Below are 23,417 nucleotides of genomic sequence, written 5' to 3'. Positions count from 1 at the left end.
CGCCGGAACCCGCGTGGCGCATCTCACCCGTTCCGGCCGCCCACGCCCCTTTCCAAGCCGCGACGCCACCCCGACCGGGCGATCCCACGGTCCGGGGCGGCGGCGGGCATGGCGATGGAAGACGGGGCGGGGCGCGGAGGGGCCCCGGAGGGAGTACGCCGGGAGCAATCCCCGCGCACCTCGCGAAACGCCGCCGTAAGCTCGCGGACATGCAGGTCATCCAGTCCACGAAGCTCTCCAACGTCTGTTACGAGATCCGGGGTCCCGTGCTGGAGGAGGCGATGCGGCTGGAAGCGGCCGGTCAGCGCATCCTCAAGCTGAACACGGGCAACCCCGCCGCCTTCGGGTTCGAATGCCCGCCGGAGATCCTCGAGGACATCCTGCGCAACGTCGCGGGCGCGCACGGCTACGGCGACGCGAAGGGCCTGCTGTCGGCGCGCCGCGCGGTGGTGCAGCACTACCAGACCAAGGGCATCGAGCTCGACGTCGAGGACATCTACCTGGGCAACGGCGTCTCCGAGCTGATCCAGATGTCGATGCAGGCGCTGCTGGACGACGGCGACGAGGTCCTCGTACCGGCTCCCGACTATCCGCTGTGGACCGCGTCGGTCTCGCTGGCGGGCGGGACGGCCGTGCACTACCGGTGCGACGAGCAGGCCGACTGGATGCCGGACCTCGCGGACGTCGAGCGGAAGATCACCGACCGCACCAAGGCCCTGGTGATCATCAACCCGAACAACCCGACCGGTGCGGTCTACGACGACGAGATGCTGCGCGGTCTCACCGAGATCGCCCGGCGGCACAACCTGATCGTCTGCTCCGACGAGATCTACGACCGGATCCTCTACGACGGCGCGACCCACACCCCGACCGCGGCGCTGGCCCCGGACCTCATGGTGCTGACCTTCAACGGGCTCTCCAAGAACTACCGGGTCGCCGGCTACCGCTCCGGCTGGATGGCCGTCTGCGGCCCGAAGGCGCACGCCACCTCGTACATCGAGGGGCTGACGATCCTCGCCAACATGCGGCTCTGCGCCAACATGCCCTCGCAGCACGCGGTGGCCACCGCGCTCGGCGGCCGGCAGTCGATCCAGGACCTGGTGCTGCCGGGCGGCCGGATCCTGGAGCAGCGGGACGCGGCGTACGACCTGCTGACCTCGATCCCCGGGGTGAGCTGCGTGAAGCCGAAGGGGGCGCTGTACCTCTTCCCCCGCCTCGACCCCAAGGTCTACAAGATCAAGGACGACCGGCAGATGGTGCTGGACCTGCTGCGGGCCGAGAAGATCATGGTGGTGCAGGGGACCGGCTTCAACTGGCCCGAGCCCGATCACTTCCGGATCGTCACGCTGCCGACGGTGGAGGACCTGACCGACGCGGTGACCAGGATCGGCACCTTCCTGGACGGTTACGGACAGCCCTAGCGGTTGTCCGAGGGGGACCCTGGGACCCTAGCGGCTGCCCGGCGGCGGCCTTGCGGCCGAGGCCGGCGGTCCGCCGTCCCGGCCCGAGGGCCACCGGCACGCCCCGGAAGCCACCGGCACGCCCCGAGGGACCCACCCGTCCGGAACGCGCACAACTTTAGACTGATTCCAATGTAGGATGGTCCCACGCACCTTCGGGAGGCCATCCATGTACGAGCCGATCCGCAGCCCCTCGGTCCACAGCACGGCCGATGAGGCGGACTTTCCGCACCGCAGTCGCGAGGAGGAGCTGGACATCCAGCTCGCCGGCCACCTGGCCGCGCTCCTCGCGGTCACCGACGAACTGGGCCTCACCGCGGCGGGCGACCGGATCGCCGAGCAGGTGGCCCGGCTGCGCGGCGCTCCGCCCGCCCGGCACGCCGGCCTGACCGACGCCGCCCCCGCGGACCTCCACCGCCGCGCGCACGCCCTCGCGGGCCGCGCCCTGCTGGTGGCGGCGTCCCGCGCCGACACGACCGCCGCCATCCTCTCCGCCGAACGGATGGACGCCCACACGGCGGCCCTCGCCGACCCCGCCCTCTCCGGGCACCTGGTCGGCGCCCACTGACGGCCCCGGTCCGCGTGCCGGCGAGGCGCGCGGACCGGGTGCCACGGCCGACGCCCCAGCCGGCGGCGGCGCCCGTCGCACTCCGTCCGGGCCGGTCGGGCCGCCCGATACGGGTCGGCCCCCGGAACCACGAGGGGTTCCGGGGGCCGGGAGGGGCGTCCTTGGTCGGGGACAGGCCCTCCGGGGCTTCTGTCGGCACGAGCCGGCGAGCGGCGGCTGCGACAGGCCCCGTACCGCGGCGGGTCGTTCGGCCCCACAGGTCAGGGCGGATGTCCGACGGACCCGGCCGCGGGGTCCAAGAGGAGCGCCGGGCTCAGCCCAGGCGCTCGACGAGCGCGTGGTACTCGTCCCACAGCTCCTTGGGCGTGTGGTCGCCGAAGGTGTTCAGGTGCTCGGGGACCAGGGCGGCCTCCTCGCGCCAGACCTTCTTGTCGACCGTGAGGAGGAAGTCGAGGTCGGCCTCGGAGAGGTCCAGGCCCTCGGTGTCGAGCGCGCCCTTGGCCGGCAGGATGCCGATCGGGGACTCGACGCCCTCGCCCGTGCCCTCCAGGCGCTCCACGATCCACTTCAGGACACGGCTGTTCTCGCCGAAGCCGGGCCAGACGAACTTGCCCGCGTCGTTCTTGCGGAACCAGTTGACGTAGTAGATCTTCGGGAGCTTCGACTGGTCGGCCTTGTCGGCGCCGACCTTGACCCAGTGGTTCATGTAGTCGCCCATGTTGTAGCCGCAGAACGGCAGCATGGCGAACGGGTCGCGGCGCAGCTCGCCGACCTTGCCCTCGGCGGCGGCGGTCTTCTCGGAGGCGACGTTGGCGCCGAGGAAGACACCGTGCTGCCAGTCGAAGGACTCGGTGACCAGCGGGACGGCGGAGGCGCGACGGCCGCCGAAGAGGATCGCGGAGATCGGCACGCCCTTGGGGTCCTCCCACTCGGGCGCGATGGTCGGGCACTGTCCGGCGGGGACGGTGAAGCGGGCGTTGGGGTGGGCGGCGGGGGTGCCGGACTCGGGGGTCCAGTCGTTGCCCTTCCAGTCCGTGAGGTGCGCGGGCGCCTCCTCGGTCATGCCCTCCCACCACACGTCGCCGTCGTCGGTGAGCGCGACGTTGGTGAAGACGGAGTTGCCCCACATGGTCTTCATGGCGTTGGCGTTGGTGTGCTCGCCGGTGCCGGGCGCGACGCCGAAGAAGCCGGCCTCCGGGTTGATGGCGTAGAGGCGGCCGTCCTCGCCGAACCGCATCCAGGCGATGTCGTCGCCGATGGTCTCCACGGTCCAGCCGGGAATGGTCGGCTCCAGCATGGCGAGGTTGGTCTTGCCGCAGGCCGAGGGGAACGCGGCAGCGACGTACTTCGACTCACCGCGCGGCGGCGTGAGCTTCAGGATGAGCATGTGCTCGGCGAGCCAGCCCTCGTCGCGGGCCATGACGGAGGCGATGCGCAGGGCGTAGCACTTCTTGCCGAGCAGGGCGTTGCCGCCGTAGCCGGAGCCGTACGACCAGATCTCGCGGTCCTCGGGGAAGTGCGAGATGTACTTGGTGGTGTTGCAGGGCCACGGGACGTCCTTCTGGCCCTCCTCCAGGGGAGCGCCCAGGGTGTGGACGGCCTTCACGAAGAAGCCGTCGGTGCCCAGCTCGTCCAGGACGGCCCGGCCCATGCGGGTCATGGTGCGCATGGAGACGGCGACATACGCGGAGTCGGTGATCTCGACGCCGATCGCGGAGAGCGGCGAGCCGAGGGGCCCCATGCAGAAGGGCACGACGTACATGGTCCGACCGCGCATGGACCCACGGAAGACACCGTTCCCGCCGGTGAAGATCTCCCGCATCTCGGCGGGGTCCTTCCAGTGGTTCGTGGGGCCGGCGTCCTTCTCCTCCTTGGAGCAGATGAACGTACGGTCCTCGACGCGGGCGACGTCGCTCGGGTCGGACGCGGCGTAGTACGAGTTCGGCCGCTTGATCTCGTCCAGCTTGGTGAACGTGCCCTTGGCCACGAGCTCCCCGCACAGGCGCTCGTACTCGGCCTCGGAACCGTCGCACCAGACCACCCGGTCCGGCTGGGTGATGGCTGCGATCTCGTCGACCCAGGAGACCAGCTCCTGGTGGTGGGTGGGGACAGTGAGGGGAGCCGCGATGTCGCGCGCCACGATCGCTCCTTGTTGAGGGTGTCAGTTGTCTTAAGGCCCCGTGGGGGCTGCGACCCGGATGCTTCGTACCCTTCGAATTCCCCTGGCGCTCATCCGGTGCCGACTGCACTCATTTGATCATCCGACCGTTCCGCCCATATGTCCAGGGGGGCTCACACGTGAGCATCGCCACTCATTTGCGCCCCAAATCCTGTACTTACGGTGGCGTAGGTAGCATGCGGGTCATGACTGACGTTGCCGCTGACGCCGCGACCCCGGGCCCCGTCGTACTCGACCCCACCCCCGTCAAACCGAGGATGCGCGGCTGGCTGCACGCCGGGATGTTCCCGGCGGTCGTGATCGCCGGCATCACCCTGATCGCCCTGACCGACAGCACGGCGGCCCGGATCGCCTGCGCGGTCTACGTCCTCAGCGCCTGCCTGCTGTTCGGCGTCAGCGCGGTCTACCACCGCGGCACCTGGGGGCCGCGCGGCGAGGCGGTGCTCCGCCGCCTGGACCACGCGAACATCTTCCTGATCATCGCGGGCACCTACACCCCGCTGACGCTGCTGCTGCTCCCCGAGTCCACCGCCCGGCCCCTGCTGTGGGCGGTCTGGGCGGCCGCGGCGGCGGGCATCGCGTTCCGGGTGTTCTGGGTCGGCGCTCCGCGCTGGCTCTACACCCCGTGCTACATCGCGATGGGCTGGGCGGCGGTCTTCTTCCTCCCCGACTTCATGCGGGCCGGCGGCATCGCGGTCCTGGTCCTCGTCGTGGTCGGCGGACTGCTGTACAGCGCGGGCGGCGTGATCTACGGGATCAAGAAGCCGAACCCGTCGCCGCGCTGGTTCGGCTTCCACGAGGTCTTCCACTCGCTGACCCTGGCGGCCTTCGTCGCGCACTACGTGGGCATCTCGATGGTGGCCTACCAGCACGGGTGACCACCCGGGCGTCACACACGAGGGGCCGGCCGCACGCGACGACCGGCCCCTCACCCCGGTGCGGGCCTCACCCGCCCAGCTTGGCCGCCAACTCCCCCGCATCCGTCGTCGGCGCGTCGCAGACGAAGTGGCGGCAGACGTACGCGGTCGGCTCCCCGCCCACCAGCGGCCGGTCCACCAGCAGCGGGAACTCGGCCCCCGCCCCCGGCCCCTCCCCCGCCGCGACCACCGCACCCGGGGCCCGCCCCAGCAGCGCCGTACGGTGCAGCTCCCCGCCGACCGGCCCGGCGACGGCGACCTCACGGGGCCCGTCCAGCAGCGCCTCGGCCACCGCGAGCCCCCAGCCGACGAACCGGGGCACGCGCGGCCCCAGCGCCTTCACCACACCGAGCGCGCCCTCGGCGGCCGTCCGATGGGCCTCGGAGCCGGTGTACGCGGCGTAGGAGAGCAGCGCGCCGGCGGCGGCCGTCCACCCGGACGGGGTGGCGCTGTCGGTGGGGTCCTGGGGCCGCCGGATGAGCTGCTCGGCGTCATGGGCGGTGTCGTACAACTGACCGCCCTCCCCCGTGAACTGCTCCAGCACGATGTCCAGCAGGAACCCGGCGAACTCCAGCCAGGCGCCCTCCCCCGTCACCGCGGCCAGCGTGAGGAAGCCCTCGGCGACATCGCCGTAGTCCTCCAGCACCCCGGCGTTGTCACCGGCCTGCCCGTCCTTGGAGGTGCGGGCCAGCCGGGCCACCTCGCCCAGGTGCACCCGGACCAGCAGGTCGGCGGCCTCCGTGGCCCGCTCCACGAGGTCGGGCCGGTCGAAGTAGGCGCCGGTCTCGGCGAGCGCGGCGATGGCGAGCCCGTTCCAGGCGGCGACCACCTTGTCGTCCAGCCCCGGGCGCGGCCGCTCCTCGCGGGCCGCCAGCAGCCGGCCCCGTACGTCCGCGACCCGGGCGGCGTCCACGGGCCCCGTGTCCCCCGGCAGCCGGAGCACGGACGCCCCCTCCTCGAACGTCCCCTTCTCCGTCACCCCGAAGTACGCGGCGGCGAAGGCGGCGTCGTCCTCGCCCAGCACCTCACGGAGCTGGGCGGGCGTCCACACGTAGTAGGCGCCCTCGACATGCCTGCCGTCCGCGTCCTCACTGTCCGCGTCCAGCGCGGAGGCGAAGCCGCCCTCGGCGGTCCGCAGCTCCCGCACCATGAAGTCGGCCGTCTCCAGGGCGATCCGCCGGGCCTCGTCCGACCCGGTGGTCCGCCACAGATGGGCGTACACGCGGCAGAGCAGCGCGTTGTCGTACAGCATCTTCTCGAAGTGCGGCACCACCCACTCCCGGTCCACGGAGTAGCGCGCAAAGCCCCCGCCGAGCTGGTCGTAGATCCCGCCCCTGGCCATCGCCGAACAGGTGTCGGCGGCCATCTGGAGCGCCCCCTCCGACCCCGTACGGGCGTAGTGCCGCAGCAGGAACTCCACCACCATGGACGGCGGGAACTTGGGCGCGCCCCCGAACCCGCCGTGCTGCTCGTCGTACTCCCGGGTCAGCCCGAGCAGCGCCTGGGCGATCTCCGACTCCCCCGGCACCCCGTCCCCGCCATGGACCAGCGACCGCCCCGCCAGATCGGCGACGATCCGCTCCGCCACCTCGGCGACCTCCTCACGCCGGTCGGTCCAGGCGGCCACCACACCCTCCAGGACCTGCTGGAAGGAGGGCGAGCCGTGCCGCGCCTCGGGCGGGAAGTAGGTCCCGAAGTAGAAGGGTTCGGCGTCCGGCGTGAGGAAGACGGTCATCGGCCACCCGCCGTGCCCGGTCGCCGCCTGGACGGCCTCCATGTAGACGGCGTCGATGTCGGGCCGCTCCTCGCGGTCGACCTTCACGGGCACGAAGTGGGCGTTGAGGTAGGTGGCGACGGTCTCGTCCTCGAAGGACTCGTGGGCCATCACATGGCACCAGTGGCAGGAGCTGTAGCCGACGCTCAGCAGCACCGGCACCCCCCGTTCCCGGGCCTCCGCGAACGCCTCCGGGGACCATGGCCACCAGTCGACCGGGTTGTCGGCGTGCTGGAGCAGGTACGGCGAGGTCTCATCAGCAAGGCGATTCACGACGCCACCCTACTCATGGCGGGCAGCGAGGCAGTTGCCGAAACGGCGGGATGCTCCGGTGTCCCGCCTCCCGGTCGCCGCCGCGCCGAGGGCGCACGTCGGGCACGCGCCTCCCGACAGGGCGCTCGTGCCTCGGCTCCCCGCCGCACGACGTGGCGGGCACCGGCCCGGCGGCGGGTCCTGACGCGGCGCCACGAGGCCGCGGCGAGCGGCCGGGACGCGGTCCGGTGCGGTGGAGGAACGTGCAGGTGGAACAGGGTGGGCGGGTCGCGAACCCGGTGGCGCGCGGTGCTACCGTTCCGGCACCCCGGCCCCACACGGACTCCTGCGCTGCTCACCTCGGACGAAAGGGCACAGGACCATGACCGTGCCGCCGCCTCCCTCCCCCGAACCTGCCGGGCCGCCTTCGTCGCCCGCGGTGGGGCCGTACGGTCCCGGGGGCGGCCGGGTCCCGCAGCCTCCGCTCAGCGGCCTCGCCGTCGCCTCGCTCGTGCTGTCCTCGCTGGTCTGCCTCGCCCCGCTGGGGTTGGTCCTCGGGATCGTCGCTCTCGTCCGGATACCCGGCAACGGCAGGCGCGGCAAGGGGATCGCCGTTGCCGGGACGGCCGTGGGCGGGGCCGTGGTCGCGCTGGCCACCCTGCTGCTGGTGGTCGGCGGGGCACGGTTCGACACCTGGACGGAGGAGGCCGAAGGGCTCATCGGCGCCCGGGACGCGAAGGCGGCCACGCTGGTCGACCTGAAGGCCGGGGACTGCTTCGCGCCTGCGGGCGGGCTGTTCTCCGGCCGGGAGGGCGAGCACGAACGGATGACGGACCCGTCGGTCGAGATCATGCCGTGCGACGGGCCGCATCCGGCCCAGGTCTACGGAACGTTCCGGCTGAAGGGCGACCACGCCGTCTCCGACCCCGCGGCCATCGCCGCGCAGGCCTTCGAGGGCTGTGTGCCGCTGCTCCACGACTTCGCGCCGGACACCTGGGTCCTGCCGGCCGTCGACTTCTCCTCCTACTACCCGGAGTCGGTCAGCGCGACCGGCGGGGACCGGACCGTGCGGTGCTGGCTGGGCGCGGAGGCCGGCCTGCCGGAGGCTTCGCTGCGGCAGGACCCGGGCGCGTGGGACGCCCGTCAACGGGCCTACCTGAAGGCGATGCGGCCCTCGTCCGAGGCGTGGTTCAGCGCCTCCGGGGAGGAGGAGACCGACCTGGCCGCGGCCACCGCGTGGGCCGGCCGGCTGGCGCGGGGCGAGGCCGAGTCGGCGAGCCTGCTGCGCGAGATCGACGGCCTTCCGGAGCGGGCGCGCGGCCCGGTCGTCGCGCTCGCGAACCGGCTCGACGCCCTGGCCGGCGTCCGGCGGTCCGCGTCGAGGGCCCCCACCCTGGCGGAGTTCGACAAGCGCTGGGACAACGACGGCGACGAGGACGCGTCCGGCGAGGAATGGGAGGCCCGGCTCGCTCTGGGGCTGCCGGTGGAGGACGAGGAGGAGGACGGCAGGGGGCAACAGGGGTGAGCCCCGCGGCCCCGGCTTGACCCGCCCCTTGCCCCGCGGCCCCGGCTTGACCCGCCCCTTGCCCTGCGCCCCTCGCGCCGGAGCGCGCCACGCAGGACACTTGACCCCGACGCTCGGTATCCGACGCTTGGTATCCGGCGCTCCGGAACCCGAGCTCCGGAGCGCGGCATTCGGAGGGGGACATATATGCGGGACAGCCATCGGGCAGAAGCGGAGAGGCTGTTGGTGCGCGCCGTGGAGGAGGAGACGCGGCGGACCGGCGGGCGGACCGATGCCGGTGCGCTGATGTCACGGGCGCGGGCCGCGCTCGACACCATGGCCGCCAGCGCGGGCGAGGAGTACGCCGCGTACACGCGGGCGCTGGACTCGGTGGCGGCGGGAGAGCGTCCGCTCTCGGAGCGGTTCAGCCGAGCGACGCTCGGAACGCCCATGCTGGTGACGGGTGTTGCCGCCGCTGCCGCGTTCGGCGCGGATCTGGCGCTCGGCGCGAACACCGGCCTGGCGCTCGGCGCGGGCGCGGCCGTCGCGGTGGCCGGCACGGCGACGACGGTGGCGAAGGCGACCGCCTCGCACTGGCCGGCCGCCCACCGCCGCGCCGCAGCGGCCGGACAGCCGGGCGGGGCCGAGCAGTTGCGGCTCCAGTGGCTGACCGCCCTGGAGGTACGGGGCATCCGCCCGTACCTCGACCAGCAGCGCATGCTGACGCCCGCCGCGCGCACCCCGAAGAAGCAGGCCGCCCCGGTGGGGCGGCAGTTGCGCGGCGGGAACCGCAGCGCGGCGGCCCGCACCCGGGTGGTGCTGGAGCAGTCCTTCGGGCATCTCCCCAAGACGGAGGGGCCGTTCACCGGGCGGCGGGCCGAGCTGGCGCAGATCGCCCAGTGGGTGCACGCGGCCCGGGCCTCCACGCGGACCCGGCCCACCGTCGTCGTGCTGCACGGTGAGCCGGGGGCGGGGCGCACGGCGCTCGCGGTGCGGGCCGCCCACGCGCTCAAGGACCAGTTCCGGGGTGCGTGCGTGGTCGATCTGCGCGGCCAGGTCGCCGGGGAGAACCCGCTGCCGACCCGGGACGCCCTGCTGCACCTGCTGAACCGGCTGGGCGCCCCGCGCGAGCAACTGCTGTTCCGGGAGGGCGCGTCGGCGGAACAGCAGGTGCGGCGGCTCTCCGAGCTGTACCACCAGCACCTCACGGGAACGCCGGTCACCATCGTGCTGGACGACGCCACGGACGCCGTGCAGGTGCGCACCCTGGTGCCGGAACGCTCGGACAGTCTGGTGATCGTCACCTCCCGGGAGCCGCTGGAGCTGCCCGACGACCTGCCGGCCTGGGTGCACCAGCTGCCGGTCGGCCCGCTGGACGCCGCCGGCGCGGAGGAACTGCTGCGCGAGGTCGCCGAGGAAGAGGAGGCCGGGCCCTACGACTACCCGTCCACGGAAGCCGTGGTGGAGCTGTGCGGCGGGCTGCCGCTGGCGCTGCGGTTGGCCGGTTCCGCGCTCGGGGCCCGTAGCCGCCACACGCTGGCGGAGGATCTGGGTGCGGCGGGGCCGGCCCCCGCCGCCGCGCACGGGCCCGCGGGCGCGGTGGAGAGGGCCCTGTGGCTGCGCTACACCGACCAGGGCGATCAGGCCCGTCGGCTGCTGCGGCGGCTCGCGCTGGCGGGGCGGGCCAGCCTGGGGGCGGCGGCGGCCGCTTCGCTGCTCGCGGCGGAGGAGCAGGAGGCGGAGCGGCTGCTCACGGTGCTGACCGGGGCGGGGCTCCTGACCCGCGTACGGGGGTCGCGTTACCGGCTGCACGATCTGGTGCGGGCCTTCGCGCTGGCCCGGCTGCTCGATGAGGAGGAGCCGGCCGAGCGGGCGGCGGCGCAGGAGCGGCTGCTGACGAACTACGCGGAGTTGGCCGACGCGGTGATCCGGATGGTCGACGGGAAGATGTCGACCCGGGCCGGGCAGTTCGGCTCGCACGGTTTCGGTTCGCTGGACTCGGCGCTGCGCTGGCTGGACGACGAGTCGAGTTTCATCACGGCGGCGCTGCGGCACGCGGAGGGCGTCGACCAGGCGACGGTGCTGCATCTGCTGGGCGCCCTGTGCGACTACTGCCTGCTCCGCGGCGACCTGTACCGGCTGGGTGAGATCAGCGAGCTGACGCAGGCCGTGGACCAGGGGCTGCTGGAGCGGTCGGTGCAGTGGCGTACGGGGATCGCGGCCCGGCAGCTCGGCGAGCTGGACAAGGCCCGCACCACGCTGTCGTCCGTCGTCGGTCTCTACCACGAGGCGCAGAACGACGCGGGCGAGGCGCTGGCGCTGTGCTCGCTCGGCATCACCCTGCACCACCAGGGCAATCTGACGGAGGCGGCGGCCCGGCTCGGCGAGGCGCTGGCGCTCCAGTCGTCCGACGCGCAGGCCGAGGACCGGGCCTGGACCCTGCACGCGCTGGCGGCCGTGGAGCGTGACCGGGGCGATCTGGCGCGGGCGCTGGCCCTGCTGGCGGACGCGCTGCGGCTGCACCGGGAGGGCGAGTCGCTGCACGGTGAGGCCTGGACGCAGTTCCAGCTGGGGCAGGTGCGGCTGCGTACGTGCGAGGTCGCCCCGGCCGAGGAGGCGCTGAACACCGCCCTGGAGCTGTACGGGCGCACCCGCGACGGGCGCGGCGAGGCGTGGGCGCTCACCCAGCTGGCCCGGGCCCGGCTGCTGGACGAGGACCCGGCCGCCGCGCTGGAGCAGTTGCGGGACGCCTTGGCCCGGCACCGGGACAACGAGGACGCGCGCGGCGAGGCGTGGACCCTGTTCTACCTGGGGCAGGCGCTGGAGGAGGACGGGGACATCGATCAGGCGGTGCGGGAGCTGGAGCGGTCCCGCACGATGTTCTCCCGGATGCGGGACGTGTACGGGCTGGCGTGCGCCCGGCACCATTCGGGCCGGGTGACCCGGGACCAGCGGGCCGGGCAGACGGGCAACCTGCGCAATTCGGGGTTCGCCCGGCAGTTGCTGATGGACGCGCGGGCCGACTTCCGGCGGATCAAGGTGCCGTACGGGGAGGCGTGGGCGTGCGTGGAGCTGGCGTTGATCGACGCGGGCAACGGGCGTGCGCCGCAGGCGCTGGAGCTGTGCGGTGAGGCGGCGGAGCTGTTCGCCTCGTACGGGGACGCGCGGGGCGGCGACTGGGCCCGGTTCCTGCGCTGCACGCTGCTGCCGTACGCCTCGCCCGGGGGCAGCGAGGTGGGCACGGTGGTGGCGCAGCAGGAGCTGGCCGAGCTGGTCGAGGCCCGGCATCCGGCCCGGGACGCCAAGCTGGAGCAGTCGGCGGCGGCGTTCGCGGTGGCCCTGGAGCGGGGCGTGAACCTGGAGGACGGCTGGCAGGCGTGGCGCCTCGGGCTGACCCCGACCCGCGCGGCCGGCCAGATCATGGGCGTGGCGGTGGAGCCGGCCGGGCGGTGACCGGCCGGGCGGTGCGGCGGGCGGGCGGTGCGGCGGGCGGGCGGGCCCGACCGCACCGTAAGGAACCCGGCCCGACCGGGCCGGACCCGACCGGAAGGAGAGCTCGGCCCTGCCGGACAGGGAAACGGGAGCGAGGCGTCCGGCAGCATGGCCGGACGCCTTCCCGTCCCCGTACGCGCGACGTCGGCGCGCTACTTGCCGGGCGAGGCCGCCTTGTCCCCGCCGGGCTCGGCGGCCACCGCGTCCGGGTCGGGGGCCTCCTCGAAGTTCACCCGGCCCATGTGGCGGTTCATCGACTTCATCAGGGCCCACACGCCGACGGCGAGCGCGGCGAAGACGAGGAAGCCGAGGACGCCGGGGGTGACCTTGTTCTTGTCGAGTTCTTCGGCGGCGAGCGGGACGAGGTGCGTCAGTGCCTGGGTCGCGTACATATCAGGCATTGTCGCGGATGCCCGCGAAGAGGTCGCTCTCGGGGAGGGAGGTATCGACCAGAGACTTCGCCAGCTCGTACTCCTCGGTGGGCCACACCTCGCGCTGGATGTCCATCGGGACCCGGAACCAGCCGCCCTCGGGGTCGATCTGCGTGGCGTGCGCGATGAGCGCCTTGTCGCGGATCTCGAAGAAGTCGTCGCAGGGGATGTGCGTGGTCAGCGTGCGTTCCACGCGCTCGAACTCCTCCCAGCGCGCCAGCCAGTCGCCGTACGGGGACTCCAGGCCCCGGGCGAGGAGCGCCTCGTGCAGGGCGACGGTCCGCGGCCGGTTGAAGCCCTGGTTGTAGTAGAGCTTGCGCGGCGTCCAGACCGGGCCGAACTCCTCCTCGGGGAACCGCTCCGCGTCGGCCGCACCGTCGAACGCGATCATCGAGATCGTGTGCGTCATGATGTGGTCGGGGTGCGGGTAGCCGCCGTTCTCGTCGTACGTGGTGATGACCTGCGGCCGGAACGCGCGGATCTTCGCCACCAGGCGCCCCGCGGCGGCCTCGGGGTCCTCCAGGGCGAAGCAGCCCTCGGGCAGCGGCGGCAGCGGGTCGCCCTCGGGCAGCCCCGAGTCGACGAATCCGAGCCACTCCTGCTGGACGCCCAGGATCTCCCGGGCCTCGTCCATCTCCTTCTTGCGCACCTCGTGGATGTTCTTCTCGATGTACGCGTCGCCCTGGAGCTTCGGGTTGAGGATGGAGCCGCGCTCGCCTCCCGTGCAGGTCACGACCAGCACGTCCACCCCCTCGGACACGTACTTGGCCATGGTGGCCGCGCCCTTGCTCGACTCGTCGTCGGGGTGGGCGTGAACGGCCATCAGTCGCAGCTGCTCAGTCAAAGCTCGATCCTCAGTCATTGGTCGCTCTGGTCGATCAGGGTCGGTCGTGGGTCGGTCAGGTCGATCCGGGTCTCCGTCGACGGAGACCCGGCTCCGTCCCGAGAGGTGCCGCGCCCGCGCGGCATCGCTGTGGGGCGCGGTCGGATGCGTGTCGGGCGGCTTCTATAGTGACTGAACGGAGGGCCGGAAAATTCCTCGATGCCCGGTCCGGAGGGAACGATCATGACGACGGTTCGTGAGGCCCTGCCCGAGGGGCGGTACGGCCGGACCGAGGATCAGCGTGCGGACCGCAAGCTGAAGATCGTCGGATCGGTCCTGGGCGTCGCCCTGCTCGGCGTGATCGGCTGGATCGGCTTCGACTACGTCGGCGGCCAGGGCATCAGCGCCGAGATGATCAAGTTCAAGGTCGTCTCCGATGCTCGGGCCGACGTCCACCTGGAGGTCCGCAAGGACCGCGACGGCCACGGCTACTGCGTGGTGCGGGCGCTCAGCGAGGACGGCTCCGAGGTGGGGCGCAAGGAGGTCCGCTTCGACCGGGCCGCGGACCGGATCGACGAGGTCGTGACCGTGGTGACCCGGTCCCGGGCGACCGCGGTCGAGCCGATGGGCTGCACCGCCGACGGCGGCCCGACCGGCTGATCCCCGCCACACCCGCTGTGACCTGCGACGATACGGGTCACCTCGGCCGTGTGAGGGGTGTGACGGTTTACCTTCTCCCCCTTTTCCTGCGGAATTGTTAGGCTCGTGGTTTCGCCCACCCGCAGAGGCACATGCTTCTGGGTAGGGCGATGCTTTGTATTCCCGACACTTCCCAGCATTCCCAGCACTTCCCAGCACCGACGAGGAGCACCTGTGACCCAGACCAGCGAAAACGTCACCTGGCTCACGCAGGAGGCGTACAACCAGCTCAAGGCCGAGCTGGAGCACCTGTCTGGTCCCGCGCGCACGGAGATCGCCGTCAAGATCGCGGCGGCCCGTGAGGAGGGTGACCTCCGGGAGAACGGCGGGTACCACGCGGCCAAGGAGGAGCAGGGCAAGATGGAGCTGCGGGTGCGCCAGCTCACCCAGCTCCTGGAGCACGCGAAGGTCGGCGAGGCGCCGGCCGACGACGGCGTGGTCGAGCCCGGCATGGTCGTCACGATCGCCTTCGACGGCGATGAGAACGACACGCTGACCTTCCTGCTCGCCTCCCGTGAATACGCCAGCACGGAGATCGAGACGTACTCCCCGCAGTCCCCGCTCGGCCTCGGCGTGAACGGCAAGCGGACGGGCGACGACGCGGACTACGAGCTGCCGAACGGCAAGACGGCGTCGGTGAAGATCCTGGCGGCGAAGCCCTACACCGGCTGAGCGAACCCCGCGCCGGCCGACCGGCCGCGTCTCGACCGAACGGCACGATCACGGCACAACGCCACGGGAGCCCCGGCCACGGACGGCCGGGGCTCCCGTGCGTCACCGGCCGCGTCCCGGCCGTTCCCGCGGGGCGGGTCAGGAGCAGTCGCCGGTGCGGCCGAGCGTCTTCTCGGGCGTCGCTCCGGGGCGGGTCCACTGCGGGGTGGGGCGGCTGGCCGGGCCCCAGCTCGCGGTGGAGTCGGCGTCGGTGCGCCAGTACCAGCAGACCTGGCCGCCCTCGCCCGGGTAGCCGTCGCGGACGCGGCCGATCGCGGGGCGGCCCTCGGGCCGGTCCTCCCACGCCTCACCGCGGCCGTAGGGCGTCAGGTCGAGCAGGCCGAAGGAGCCGTTGGCCGCCTCGATGCCGCGGCCGATCGTGGAGTAGGTGAGGAACGCCCGCTCGCCGTCGCGCAGGAAGCAGGCGAGGTGTCCCATCGCGCCGCCGATCGGCGCGTCCAGGCCCCGTACCGAGTACCAGGGCTGGGTGTAGCCCATGAACGCGGTGTAGGCGGCCACCTCGTCCCAGGCCCCCGTGGTCAGGATGGCGAACGAGACGCCCCGGGCGTTGAGGTAGACGGCGTCCCTCATGTGCCAGACCGCGTCGGTGCAGCCCTCGCACTGGCCCTGGTGCGGGGCGCCGTCGTACCACATGTGCTGGTAGACGACGAGCTCCCGGCGGCCCTCGAAGAGGTCCAGGAACGGGACCGGGCCCTCGGCTCCGACCACCTCGGCCGTTGCGTCGATCTCCGTCATCGGCAGCCGGCGGCGGGCCGCGGCGATGGCGTCGCCCTGGCGGGTGTGGGCCTTCTCCCGGACCAGGAGCTCGTCCCGGGCCGCCTGCCAGGTGGCCGCGTCGACGACGGGCGGGGCGCCGGGCAGCCCGGTGGCCGGTTCGTCCGGTGTGCTGGTCATGGCTGCCTCCGTGGTCTCGCGTGGGTGTCAGACGGCGGCCGAGCGGTACTTGCGGACCGCGAGGGTGCGGAAGACCACGATGATCAGCACGGACCAGATGACCGAGGCGAGGATCGGGTGCTCCATCGGCCAGGCCCCGGTGACGGATTTCGGCACGCCCGGCATCGTGTTCCCGAACAGCTCGCGGGCGCCCGCGACCGTGGCGCTGAAGGGGTTCCACTCGGCGACGTGCTGGAGGAACGTCGGCATGCCGGTGACCGGCACGAAGGCGTTCGAGATGAACGTCAGCGGGAACAGCCAGATCAGTCCGCCGGAGGTCGCCGCCTCCGGGGTGCGCACGGACAGGCCGATCAGGGCCCCGATCCAGGAGAACGCGTAGCCGAGCAGGAGCAGCAGCAGGAAACCGCAGATCACCTTGCCGATGTTCTCGTGGGTGCGCCAGCCGACGAGCAGGGCGACGCCCGCGAGCACGACGAGGGTGAGCGTGGTCTGGACGAGGTCGGCGAGCGTCCGTCCGGTGAGGACCGCCCCCCGGGCCATGGGCAGCGAGCGGAAGCGGTCGATGAGCCCCTTGTGCATGTCGTCGGCGATGCCGGCGCCGGCGCCCGCCGTGGCGAAGGTGACGGTCTGGGCGAAGATGCCCGCCATCAGGAACTCCTTGTACAGCTGCGGGTCGGTGGAGCCGCCGATGCTGATGGAGCCGCCGAAGACGTAGGTGAAGAGCACCACGAACATGATCGGCTGGATCAGTCCGAAGATCACCATCTCGGGGATCCGGGTCATCCGGATCAGATTCCGCTTGGCGACGACGAGGGAGTCCTTCACGGACTGCGTGACGCCCCCGGCGGGGCGGGGGACCAGCGAGGGGCCGTCCTTGGCGATCGCGCTCACCGGGTGTCCTCCTTGCTCCGGGGGTCGGGGGAACGTTCCGCCGGGGCCCTGCCGGGCTCCTCGTCGCCGTTCTCGTGCGCCTCGGCCGCGTGGCCGGTGAGGGAGAGGAAGACGTCGTCCAGGGTGGGCCTGCGCAGGGCGATGTCGTCGATCTCCACGCCCCGGGCGTCCAGGTCGCGGATGATCTCGGCCAGCAGCTTGGCCCCGCCGCTGACCGGGGCGGTGAGCTTGCGGGAGAGCCGGACGACGGTGACCTCGCCCTTGCCGAGTGAGGTCAGGACCGACCGGGCGGGCTCGATCTCGTCGGGGCGGTGCACGACGACCTCGACGCGCTCGCCGCCGGTGCGGGCCTTGAGCTCGTCGGAGGTGCCGCGGGCGATGACCCTGCCGTGGTCGATGACGCAGATGTCGTTCGCGAGGCGGTCGGCCTCCTCCAGGTACTGCGTGGTCAGCAGCAGCGTCGTGCCGCCCGCCACCAGGTCCTCGATCACGTCCCAGAGCTGCTGCCGGTTGCGCGGGTCGAGGCCGGTCGTCGGCTCGTCCATGAACATCACGGGCGGCGACACGACGAGCGCCGCCGCGAGGTCGAGGCGACGGCGCATGCCTCCGGAGTACGTCTTGGCGGTGCGGTCGGCGGCGTCGCCGAGGTTGAACCGGTCCAGCAGGACGCCCGCCCGGGCCTTCGCGTCCCGGGCGCTCAGCTGGTAGAGCTGTCCGACCATCTGGAGGTTCTCCCGGCCGGTCAGATACTCGTCGACCGCGGCGAACTGTCCGGAGAGCCCGATCGAGCGGCGTACCTCGTTCGGCCTCTTCAGGACGTCGATCCCGGCCACGACCGCCGTACCGCTGTCCGGGCGCAGCAGCGTGGTCAGCACGCGTACGGCGGTGGTCTTGCCCGCGCCGTTGGGCCCGAGCAGCCCGAGGACCGTGCCTTCGGGGACGTCGAGGTCGACGCCGTCGAGGGCTCGTACGTCGCCGAACGTCTTCACCAGACCTTCGGCGTGGATCGCACCTGGCATGGAGGGGCTCCCCCGTCACTCGCGGATGGTGATGTGTCGCCGGTGGCGGCCTTCCGGTCCGATCCTAGGATCGGCGGGCCGCCACCGCCCGGCGAACGGGCGCACCCGGGCCGTGCCCCGGCCCGACCGGTCCTTCCGCGACGGGTCCCTCAGCCCATCACCCGGAAGCCGGCCGCCCGCAGCTCCGCCTCGACCTCCGCGCAGTGCTGCGGCCCCTTGGTCTCCAGGTGCAGGTCGACCTCCGCCTCGGTCAGGCCGAGGCGCGGATCGGTGCGGACATGGCTGATGTCGAGGACGTTGGCGTCGGCCACGGTCAGCGCGGCCAGCAGGGCGGCCAGCGCCCCCGGGCGGTCGGTGAGGCGCAGCCGCAGGCTCAGGTAGCGGCCGGCGGCGGACATCCCGTGGCGCAGGATGCGCTGCATCAGCAGCGGGTCGACGTTGCCGCCGGACAGCACGGCCACCACCGGGCCCCGGAACGCCCCCGGGTCGCTGAGCAGCGCGGCCACCGGGCTGGCCCCGGCCGGTTCGACGACCAGTTTGGCCCGCTCCAGGCAGAGCAGCAGCGCGCTGGAGAGCTCGTCCTCGGTGACCGTGCGGACCTCGTCGACCAGCTCCTCGATCAGCCGGTACGGTACGTCGCCGGGCCGGCCGACCTTGATGCCGTCGGCCATCGTGGCCGGGGAGTCGAGGGAGACGGGGTGCCCCGCGGCCAGGGAGGGCGGGTAGCAGGCGGCCCCCTCCGCCTGGACGCCGACGATCCGGACGTCGGGGCGCAGGGCCTTCACCGCGACGGCGACGCCCGCGGCGAACCCGCCGCCGCCGATGCCCAGGACGATCGTGCGGACCTCGGGGCACTGCTCCAGGATCTCCAGCCCGACGGTTCCCTGGCCCGCGATGATGTCGGGGTGGTCGAAGGGGTGGATGAAGACGGCGCCGGTCTCCTCCGCGTACCGCTGGGCGGCGGCGAGGGTCTCGTCGACGACCTGGCCGTGCAGCCGCACCTCGGCCCCGTACTCCCGGGTCGCGGCGACCTTGGGCAGGGGCGCCCCCACGGGCATGAAGACGGTGGAGCGCACGCCGAGGAGGGACGAGGCGAGGGCGACGCCCTGGGCGTGGTTCCCGGCGCTGGCGGCGACCACCCCGGCCGCCCGTTCCACCGGGGTGAGGCAGGAGATGCGGACGTAGGCGCCGCGCAGTTTGAAGGAGCCGGTGCGCTGGAGGTTCTCGCACTTGAGGTGCACCGGGGAACCGACCAGCTCGGTCAGGTGGCGGCTGCCCTCCAGGGCGGTCACCCGCGCCACCCCGGACAGCATCTTCTGCGCGCCCCGGACGTCGTCGAGGATCAGGGCCGGATGGCGGGCGGTCGCGCGGAAGCTCATGTCCGCAAGTCTTGCAGCTCCGACCGGGCGCGGCAGACTTGTCTCATGGCGGCCTGCGGTGGTGTCCGCAGGTTTGTGCGGCACTGGTACGCGTTGCCCCGGGGCCGCGTACTCTGTCCCCCACCCATCCGACACCGCACGAAGAGAGCCCCCGGCCATGCCCCCTCAGGACATGACGACTGCTGCGTCTCCTTCCGGGGGCGCCGTCCCCGAACACCCGGGCCCCGACCGCCTGCTGGACTCCCTCCAGCACCAGGTGGCGGTCTTCGCCCGCCGTGCCGAGCAGACCCGCCTCGGCGGTGTCGGCCAGGTCCGCAACTCGATGGACCGGGCGGCCTATCTGCTGTTGAACCGGCTGGACCGGGAGGGCCCGATGGGCGTCAAGGCGCTGGCGGCCGGGATGGGCATCGACTCCTCGACGGTGACGCGGCAGGTCGCGCCGCTCGTCGACACCGGTCTGGTGAAGCGCACGTCGCACCCGGAGGACGGCCGGGCCGTGGTGCTCCAGCTCTCGCCGCGCGGTCAGGCCCGGCTGGAGGAGGTCCGCGCCTCGCGGCGTGAGCTGATGTCCCAGGTGACGGACGGCTGGACGCAGGAGGAACGGGACACGTTCTGCGCCCTGCTCACCCGCTTCAACGGGTCGTTGGCCGCCCGGCAGGCCGCGTACCAGCCGCCGCAGCCCGACTGACCCGGCCGCCGCGGTCCGGCCGGCCCGCTCGTCGCATCCGTTGGAGGCCCCTGCCCGCTCGGCGTGGTGGGGGCCTTGCCGTACGCTTCGAGAAGAGTTGCCTGATGAATACTTTTTAGAAGTAAAGGGGCGGGACGTGGCGAAGCAGGTTAGTCCGAGAGGTCCGGTGGAGCTGCTGACCACCGACCGGGAGAAGGTCACCGCCGACTGGATCGACACGGTGGCCGGGTCGCTCCAGGGCCGCATCAGCAGGGCCGAGGTCGACCGGGAGCTGCGCGAACTCTACGGGGCGCTCGTGGAGGGGCTGCGGGAGGGGGGCGACGACACCCGCGGCGAGAGCCTCTCCGAGGCGCGGGCGCTGCTCACCGAGCTGTCGCGCAACCGGGCCCGGCAGGGCTTCACGCCCAGTGAGACCGCGATCAGCGTGCTGGCGCTGAAGCAGGCGCTGGAGCCCGCGCTGCGGAACGACTCCGCCGACGACACCACCGCCTACCTGCGGCTGGCCCGCGTCCTCGACGACCTGGCCCTGTTCACCGTCGAGGCGTACACCCGCACCCGCGAGGAGATCATCAGCTCGCAGGCGGCCCAGCTCATGGAGCTGTCGACGCCCGTGGTCAAGCTCTGGAACGGGGTCATCGCCGTGCCCCTCGTGGGCACCCTGGACTCGGCGCGTACCCAGGTCGTGATGGAGAAGCTGCTCCAGGCCCTGGTGGACACCGGCTCCGAGCAGGCCATCATCGACATCACCGGGGTGCCGGCCGTCGACACGCAGGTCGCGCAGCACCTGCTCAAGACGGTCGTGGCGGCCCGGCTGATGGGCGCGGAGTGCACGGTCTCCGGCATCCGCCCGCAGATCGCCCAGACCATCGTGGCGCTGGGCATCGAGTTCGGCGACATCATCACCAAGGCGACGCTCGCCGACGCCCTCCAGCACGCGCTGCGCGCGTCCGGTGTCGACCTCGTCGCGCACCAGGGCGTCGGCCGATGAGCGAACGCGTTCCGGTCCTGCGGATCGGTGACATCCTCCTGGTCTCGATCCAGGTGGATCTGGAGGACCAGACGGTGCTGGACCTCCAGGAGGACCTGGCCGACCAGATCGTCGCCCGGTCGGCCCGCGGGGTCATCATCGACATCACGGCGGTCGAGATCGTCGACTCCTTCGTCGGCCGCATGCTGGCCACGATCGCCTCCATTTCCCGGCTGCTCGACGCCGAGACCGTCGTGGTGGGCATGCGCCCCGCCGTGGCCATCACCCTCGTCGAACTGGGCCTCTCCCTGGGCGGCGTACGCACGGCGCTCGACCTGGAGAAGGGACTCGCGCTGCTGCGCCGGTCTGCGACCGGCGCGGAACTGCAGTGACCGTCCCCTGGGCGGCCGAGGCCCCGCCGCAGACACAGCCGATCACCCAGAACGATGACGTCGTACGCTCGCGGCAGCAGGTCCGCGCGCTCGCGCAGGAGTGCCGGCTGTCACTGGTGGAGCAGACGAAGTTCATCACGGCCGCCAGCGAACTCGCCCGCAACACCCTGGTGTACGGCGGCGGCGGGGAGATGCGGGCCGGGCTGGTGGAGCGGCACGGCCGGCGCGGGGTCGCCGCGGTCTTCGCGGACTCCGGGCCCGGCATCCCCGACACCGAGCTGGCCCTGACCGACGGCTGGACCTCCGGGGGCGGGCTGGGGCTCGGGCTGAGCGGGGCGCGTCGGCTGGTCGACGACTTCGTCCTGGACACCGAGGTGGAGCGCGGCACCACCGTCACCATCGTCAAGTGGGCGCGATGACCGGGCTGCCCGTCGTCGACTGCGAGGACGTGGCCTGGTTCCGGGACGGCGCGGAGATGCCCTCGGCGGCGCGGGGCGCGGCCGCCACCCTGGCCCGGCGCATCGGGCTGGACGGCTACCGGTCCTCCGAGGTCGCCCTCGCGGTCAGCGAGGCCGCGACCAACCTCCAACGGCACGCGAACGACGGCGCTCTGCTGCTGCGGGTCCTGCGCACCCCGGACCGGGCCGGCGTCGAGTTCCTCACCATCGACGGCGGCCCGGGCATCCCCGACGTCGGGGCGGCCCTGTCGGACGGGGTTTCCTCGGCGGGGACCCTCGGCATCGGGCTGGGGGCGGTGGCCCGGCTCGCCGACGCCTTCGACATCCACTCCCTGCCGGGCCGGGGCACCGTCGTGGCCGCCCAGTTCTGGGCGCGCGGGGCCGGTGCGGGCCCCACCGGCGGGGCTCCGTCGGTCGCCTCGGGGCTGACCCGGCCCATCAGCGGGGAGACGAGCTGCGGCGACGCCTGGGCCGTACGCGTGGACGACGGCGGGCAGGAGGACCCGCGGTCGGCCGCCTCCGCCCGCGGGGGCTCCCGCTCGGCACCGTCCCCGGAGCCGGCGGTCCTGGTCGTGCTGTGCGACGGGCTGGGCCACGGGCCGCTCGCCGCGCTCGCCTCCGAGGCCGCGGTGGCGGCGTTCCGCCGGAGCACCGCACGCCACCCCGAGGGCCTGCTGCGGGACATCCACGCCGCGCTGCGGGGCACCCGGGGCGGCGCCGTCGCCGTCGCCAGGATCGAGCCGGCCAGGGGGCGCGTGCTCTACTGCGGCATCGGCAACGTGAGCGGGATCCTGCTGGGGCCCGGCTCCCGCAACGGCCTGCTCTCGGCACCGGGCATCGTCGGGCAGCAGATGCGCGGCCTGCGGACGTTCGAGCTGCCGTGGAAGCCGGGCGGGGCCCTCGTCATGCACTCCGACGGGCTGACCGAACGGTGGAAGGCCGACGACCTGCCGGGGCTGCTCCGGCACACCCCGGCGGTGCTGGCCGGGCAGCTGCTGCGCGAGGCCGGGGTCCGCCGCGACGACGCCGGGATCGTGGTCGTCAAGGAGGCCTGGTGAGCGGGGGTGCGACGGCCCCGGACGTGCTGGCGACGTACGGCCTCGCCACCCCGCGGGACGTCTTCGCCCTGCGGCGCATCGGGCAGGGCGCGGCCGAAGCGCTGGGCATGGAACGCCAGGACCAGGTGCGCTTCGCCACCGCGCTGAGCGAGCTGGGACGCGACCGGCTGGGCTGCGAGGGGCTGACCGTGGACTTCGCCCTCCCGGCGGGCCCGGAACGCGTCCTCGCCGTGGTCTTCGCGTGGACCGGCGGTACGAAGCCGGACCCCGATCTCGAACCGGCCTCCCGGCTCCTGCTCCGCGTCCGCCACGAGCCGGGCGCCGGCCGGGAGCGGATCGTCGCGGAGCATCCGTTGCCGGCGGGCTGGGCCGACGGCCCGGACGCCCGGCGCCGGGTCGTGGAGGCGCTCGGCCGCCGCGCGTCCCCGTCCCTCGCCGACGACCAGCGGGCGCAGACCCGCGACCTGATCACCGCCCTGGAGGAGACCCGGGCCCAGCGCGAGGAGCTGCGCCGGCTCAACGAGGAGCTGGAGGAGACCAACCGCGGCGTCCTGGCGCTCTACACCGAGCTGTCGCGGGAGCTGGAGGAGACGAACAGCGGCGTCGTGGCCCTCCATGCCGAGCTGGAGGAGAAGTCGGCCCGGTTGCGCGAGACCAGCGAGGCGAAGACGCGGTTCTGGCGCAACATCAGCCATGAGCTCCGCACCCCGGTGAACGCGGTGGTGGCGTTGACCCGGCTGATGCTGGCCCCGGACTCCGCCCCGCTCACCGACGAGCAGCGCCGGCAGCTCTCCCTGATCGACGCCTCCGGGGAATCCCTGCTGGCGCTGGTGGGCGATC

At 72.9% G+C, this 23,417-nt stretch carries 21 protein-coding genes; 13 read left to right on the top strand and 8 right to left on the bottom strand.

Going from position 1 to position 23,417, the window contains the following annotated elements; genetic code table 11:
- Nucleotides 1-209 precede the first annotated feature (209 nt).
- Entirely contained in the window at nt 210-1,421 is a 1,212-nt protein-coding gene (locus DTB53_RS17895; protein WP_012379289.1) for a pyridoxal phosphate-dependent aminotransferase, read from the top strand.
- 208 nt (nt 1,422-1,629) lie between these two features.
- Nucleotides 1,630-2,028, top strand: a complete 399-nt coding sequence (locus DTB53_RS17890) for an SCO4983 family protein (protein ID WP_012379290.1) — start codon at nt 1,630-1,632, stop codon at nt 2,026-2,028.
- Nucleotides 2,029-2,341: 313 nt separating this feature from the next.
- Here DTB53_RS17890 and DTB53_RS17885 read toward each other — a convergent pair whose 3' ends face one another.
- Nucleotides 2,342-4,168 carry a phosphoenolpyruvate carboxykinase (GTP) gene (locus tag DTB53_RS17885; protein WP_012379291.1) on the bottom strand — a complete coding sequence of 609 codons (1,827 nt, stop codon included), beginning with the start codon at nt 4,166-4,168 and terminating at the stop codon, nt 2,342-2,344.
- Between the two features lie 224 nt (nt 4,169-4,392).
- Between DTB53_RS17885 and trhA the strand changes: the two genes are divergently transcribed.
- Nucleotides 4,393-5,085 (top strand): PAQR family membrane homeostasis protein TrhA, encoded by a 693-nt coding sequence (trhA, locus tag DTB53_RS17880; protein WP_030705184.1) that lies wholly within the window; start codon nt 4,393-4,395, stop codon nt 5,083-5,085.
- Nucleotides 5,086-5,152: 67 nt separating this feature from the next.
- Here trhA and DTB53_RS17875 read toward each other — a convergent pair whose 3' ends face one another.
- The gene (locus DTB53_RS17875; protein ID WP_012379292.1) at nt 5,153-7,171 is read right to left on the bottom strand and encodes a thioredoxin domain-containing protein; all 2,019 of its coding nucleotides are present in this window, start codon (nt 7,169-7,171) and stop codon (nt 5,153-5,155) included.
- A 361-nt stretch (nt 7,172-7,532) separates the two neighbouring features.
- Here DTB53_RS17875 and DTB53_RS17870 point away from each other — a divergent pair, with 361 nt between their 5' ends.
- Together DTB53_RS17870 and DTB53_RS17865 are read left to right on the top strand one after the other, a co-directional pair.
- Nucleotides 7,533-8,675: a DUF4190 domain-containing protein gene (locus DTB53_RS17870; RefSeq protein WP_012379293.1), complete on the top strand. Its 1,143-nt coding sequence runs from the start codon at nt 7,533-7,535 to the stop codon at nt 8,673-8,675.
- 186 nt (nt 8,676-8,861) lie between these two features.
- Nucleotides 8,862-12,107 (top strand): tetratricopeptide repeat protein, encoded by a 3,246-nt coding sequence (locus DTB53_RS17865; protein WP_012379294.1) that lies wholly within the window; start codon nt 8,862-8,864, stop codon nt 12,105-12,107.
- Between the two features lie 191 nt (nt 12,108-12,298).
- On the opposite strand, the gene DTB53_RS17860 is transcribed toward DTB53_RS17865, so the two are convergent.
- Nucleotides 12,299-12,538, bottom strand: a complete 240-nt coding sequence (locus DTB53_RS17860; RefSeq protein ID WP_042496271.1) for a hypothetical protein — start codon at nt 12,536-12,538, stop codon at nt 12,299-12,301.
- A gap of 1 nt (nt 12,539) precedes the next feature.
- Nucleotides 12,540-13,421, bottom strand: a complete 882-nt coding sequence (gene mca / locus DTB53_RS17855; protein WP_012379296.1) for a mycothiol conjugate amidase Mca — start codon at nt 13,419-13,421, stop codon at nt 12,540-12,542.
- Nucleotides 13,422-13,643: 222 nt separating this feature from the next.
- Here mca and DTB53_RS17850 point away from each other — a divergent pair, with 222 nt between their 5' ends.
- On the top strand, nt 13,644-14,060 hold the full coding sequence (locus tag DTB53_RS17850) for a DUF4307 domain-containing protein (protein WP_012379297.1): 417 nt from the start codon (nt 13,644-13,646) through the stop codon (nt 14,058-14,060).
- A 213-nt stretch (nt 14,061-14,273) separates the two neighbouring features.
- On the top strand, nt 14,274-14,771 hold the full coding sequence (gene greA, locus DTB53_RS17845; RefSeq protein ID WP_003966692.1) for a transcription elongation factor GreA: 498 nt from the start codon (nt 14,274-14,276) through the stop codon (nt 14,769-14,771).
- A 138-nt stretch (nt 14,772-14,909) separates the two neighbouring features.
- Here greA and DTB53_RS17840 read toward each other — a convergent pair whose 3' ends face one another.
- From DTB53_RS17840 to ilvA, 4 genes are all read right to left on the bottom strand, one after another.
- Nucleotides 14,910-15,725 (bottom strand): DUF899 family protein, encoded by an 816-nt coding sequence (locus tag DTB53_RS17840; protein WP_012379298.1) that lies wholly within the window; start codon nt 15,723-15,725, stop codon nt 14,910-14,912.
- A gap of 27 nt (nt 15,726-15,752) precedes the next feature.
- Complete coding sequence (locus DTB53_RS17835) at nt 15,753-16,616, bottom strand: ABC transporter permease (RefSeq protein ID WP_003966696.1); 864 nt, start codon at nt 16,614-16,616, stop codon at nt 15,753-15,755.
- Entirely contained in the window at nt 16,613-17,635 is a 1,023-nt protein-coding gene (locus tag DTB53_RS17830; protein ID WP_003966697.1) for a daunorubicin resistance protein DrrA family ABC transporter ATP-binding protein, read from the bottom strand. The genes DTB53_RS17835 and DTB53_RS17830 overlap by 4 nt, the downstream gene beginning before the upstream one ends.
- A 149-nt stretch (nt 17,636-17,784) precedes the next feature.
- Entirely contained in the window at nt 17,785-19,014 is a 1,230-nt protein-coding gene (gene ilvA, locus DTB53_RS17825) for a threonine ammonia-lyase (RefSeq protein ID WP_003966698.1), read from the bottom strand.
- Between the two features lie 157 nt (nt 19,015-19,171).
- Here ilvA and DTB53_RS17820 point away from each other — a divergent pair, with 157 nt between their 5' ends.
- The 6 genes from DTB53_RS17820 to DTB53_RS17795 all read left to right on the top strand — a co-directional run.
- Nucleotides 19,172-19,702, top strand: a complete 531-nt coding sequence (locus tag DTB53_RS17820; protein WP_003966700.1) for a MarR family winged helix-turn-helix transcriptional regulator — start codon at nt 19,172-19,174, stop codon at nt 19,700-19,702.
- Nucleotides 19,703-19,838: 136 nt separating this feature from the next.
- A complete protein-coding gene (locus tag DTB53_RS17815; RefSeq protein ID WP_012379299.1) occupies nt 19,839-20,690 on the top strand; it encodes an STAS domain-containing protein in 852 nt (283 codons plus the stop codon).
- Nucleotides 20,687-21,061, top strand: coding sequence for an STAS domain-containing protein (locus DTB53_RS17810; protein WP_012379300.1), 375 nt, complete (start codon nt 20,687-20,689; stop codon nt 21,059-21,061). Before DTB53_RS17815 ends, DTB53_RS17810 begins: the two co-directional genes overlap by 4 nt.
- Nucleotides 21,058-21,480: an ATP-binding protein gene (locus DTB53_RS17805; RefSeq protein ID WP_003966703.1), complete on the top strand. Its 423-nt coding sequence runs from the start codon at nt 21,058-21,060 to the stop codon at nt 21,478-21,480. Before DTB53_RS17810 ends, DTB53_RS17805 begins: the two co-directional genes overlap by 4 nt.
- A complete protein-coding gene (locus DTB53_RS17800; RefSeq protein WP_172595274.1) occupies nt 21,477-22,577 on the top strand; it encodes an ATP-binding SpoIIE family protein phosphatase in 1,101 nt (366 codons plus the stop codon). Before DTB53_RS17805 ends, DTB53_RS17800 begins: the two co-directional genes overlap by 4 nt.
- A partial coding sequence (locus DTB53_RS17795; RefSeq protein ID WP_305889197.1) for a histidine kinase dimerization/phospho-acceptor domain-containing protein occupies nt 22,574-23,417 on the top strand: 844 nt, incomplete at its 3' end. The genes DTB53_RS17800 and DTB53_RS17795, both read left to right, overlap by 4 nt.

This window comes from Streptomyces griseus (assembly GCF_900460065.1).
In the GTDB taxonomy this organism is placed as follows: Bacteria; Actinomycetota; Actinomycetes; order Streptomycetales; family Streptomycetaceae; genus Streptomyces; species Streptomyces griseus.
This window is presented reverse-complemented; position numbering and strand designations above follow the sequence as displayed.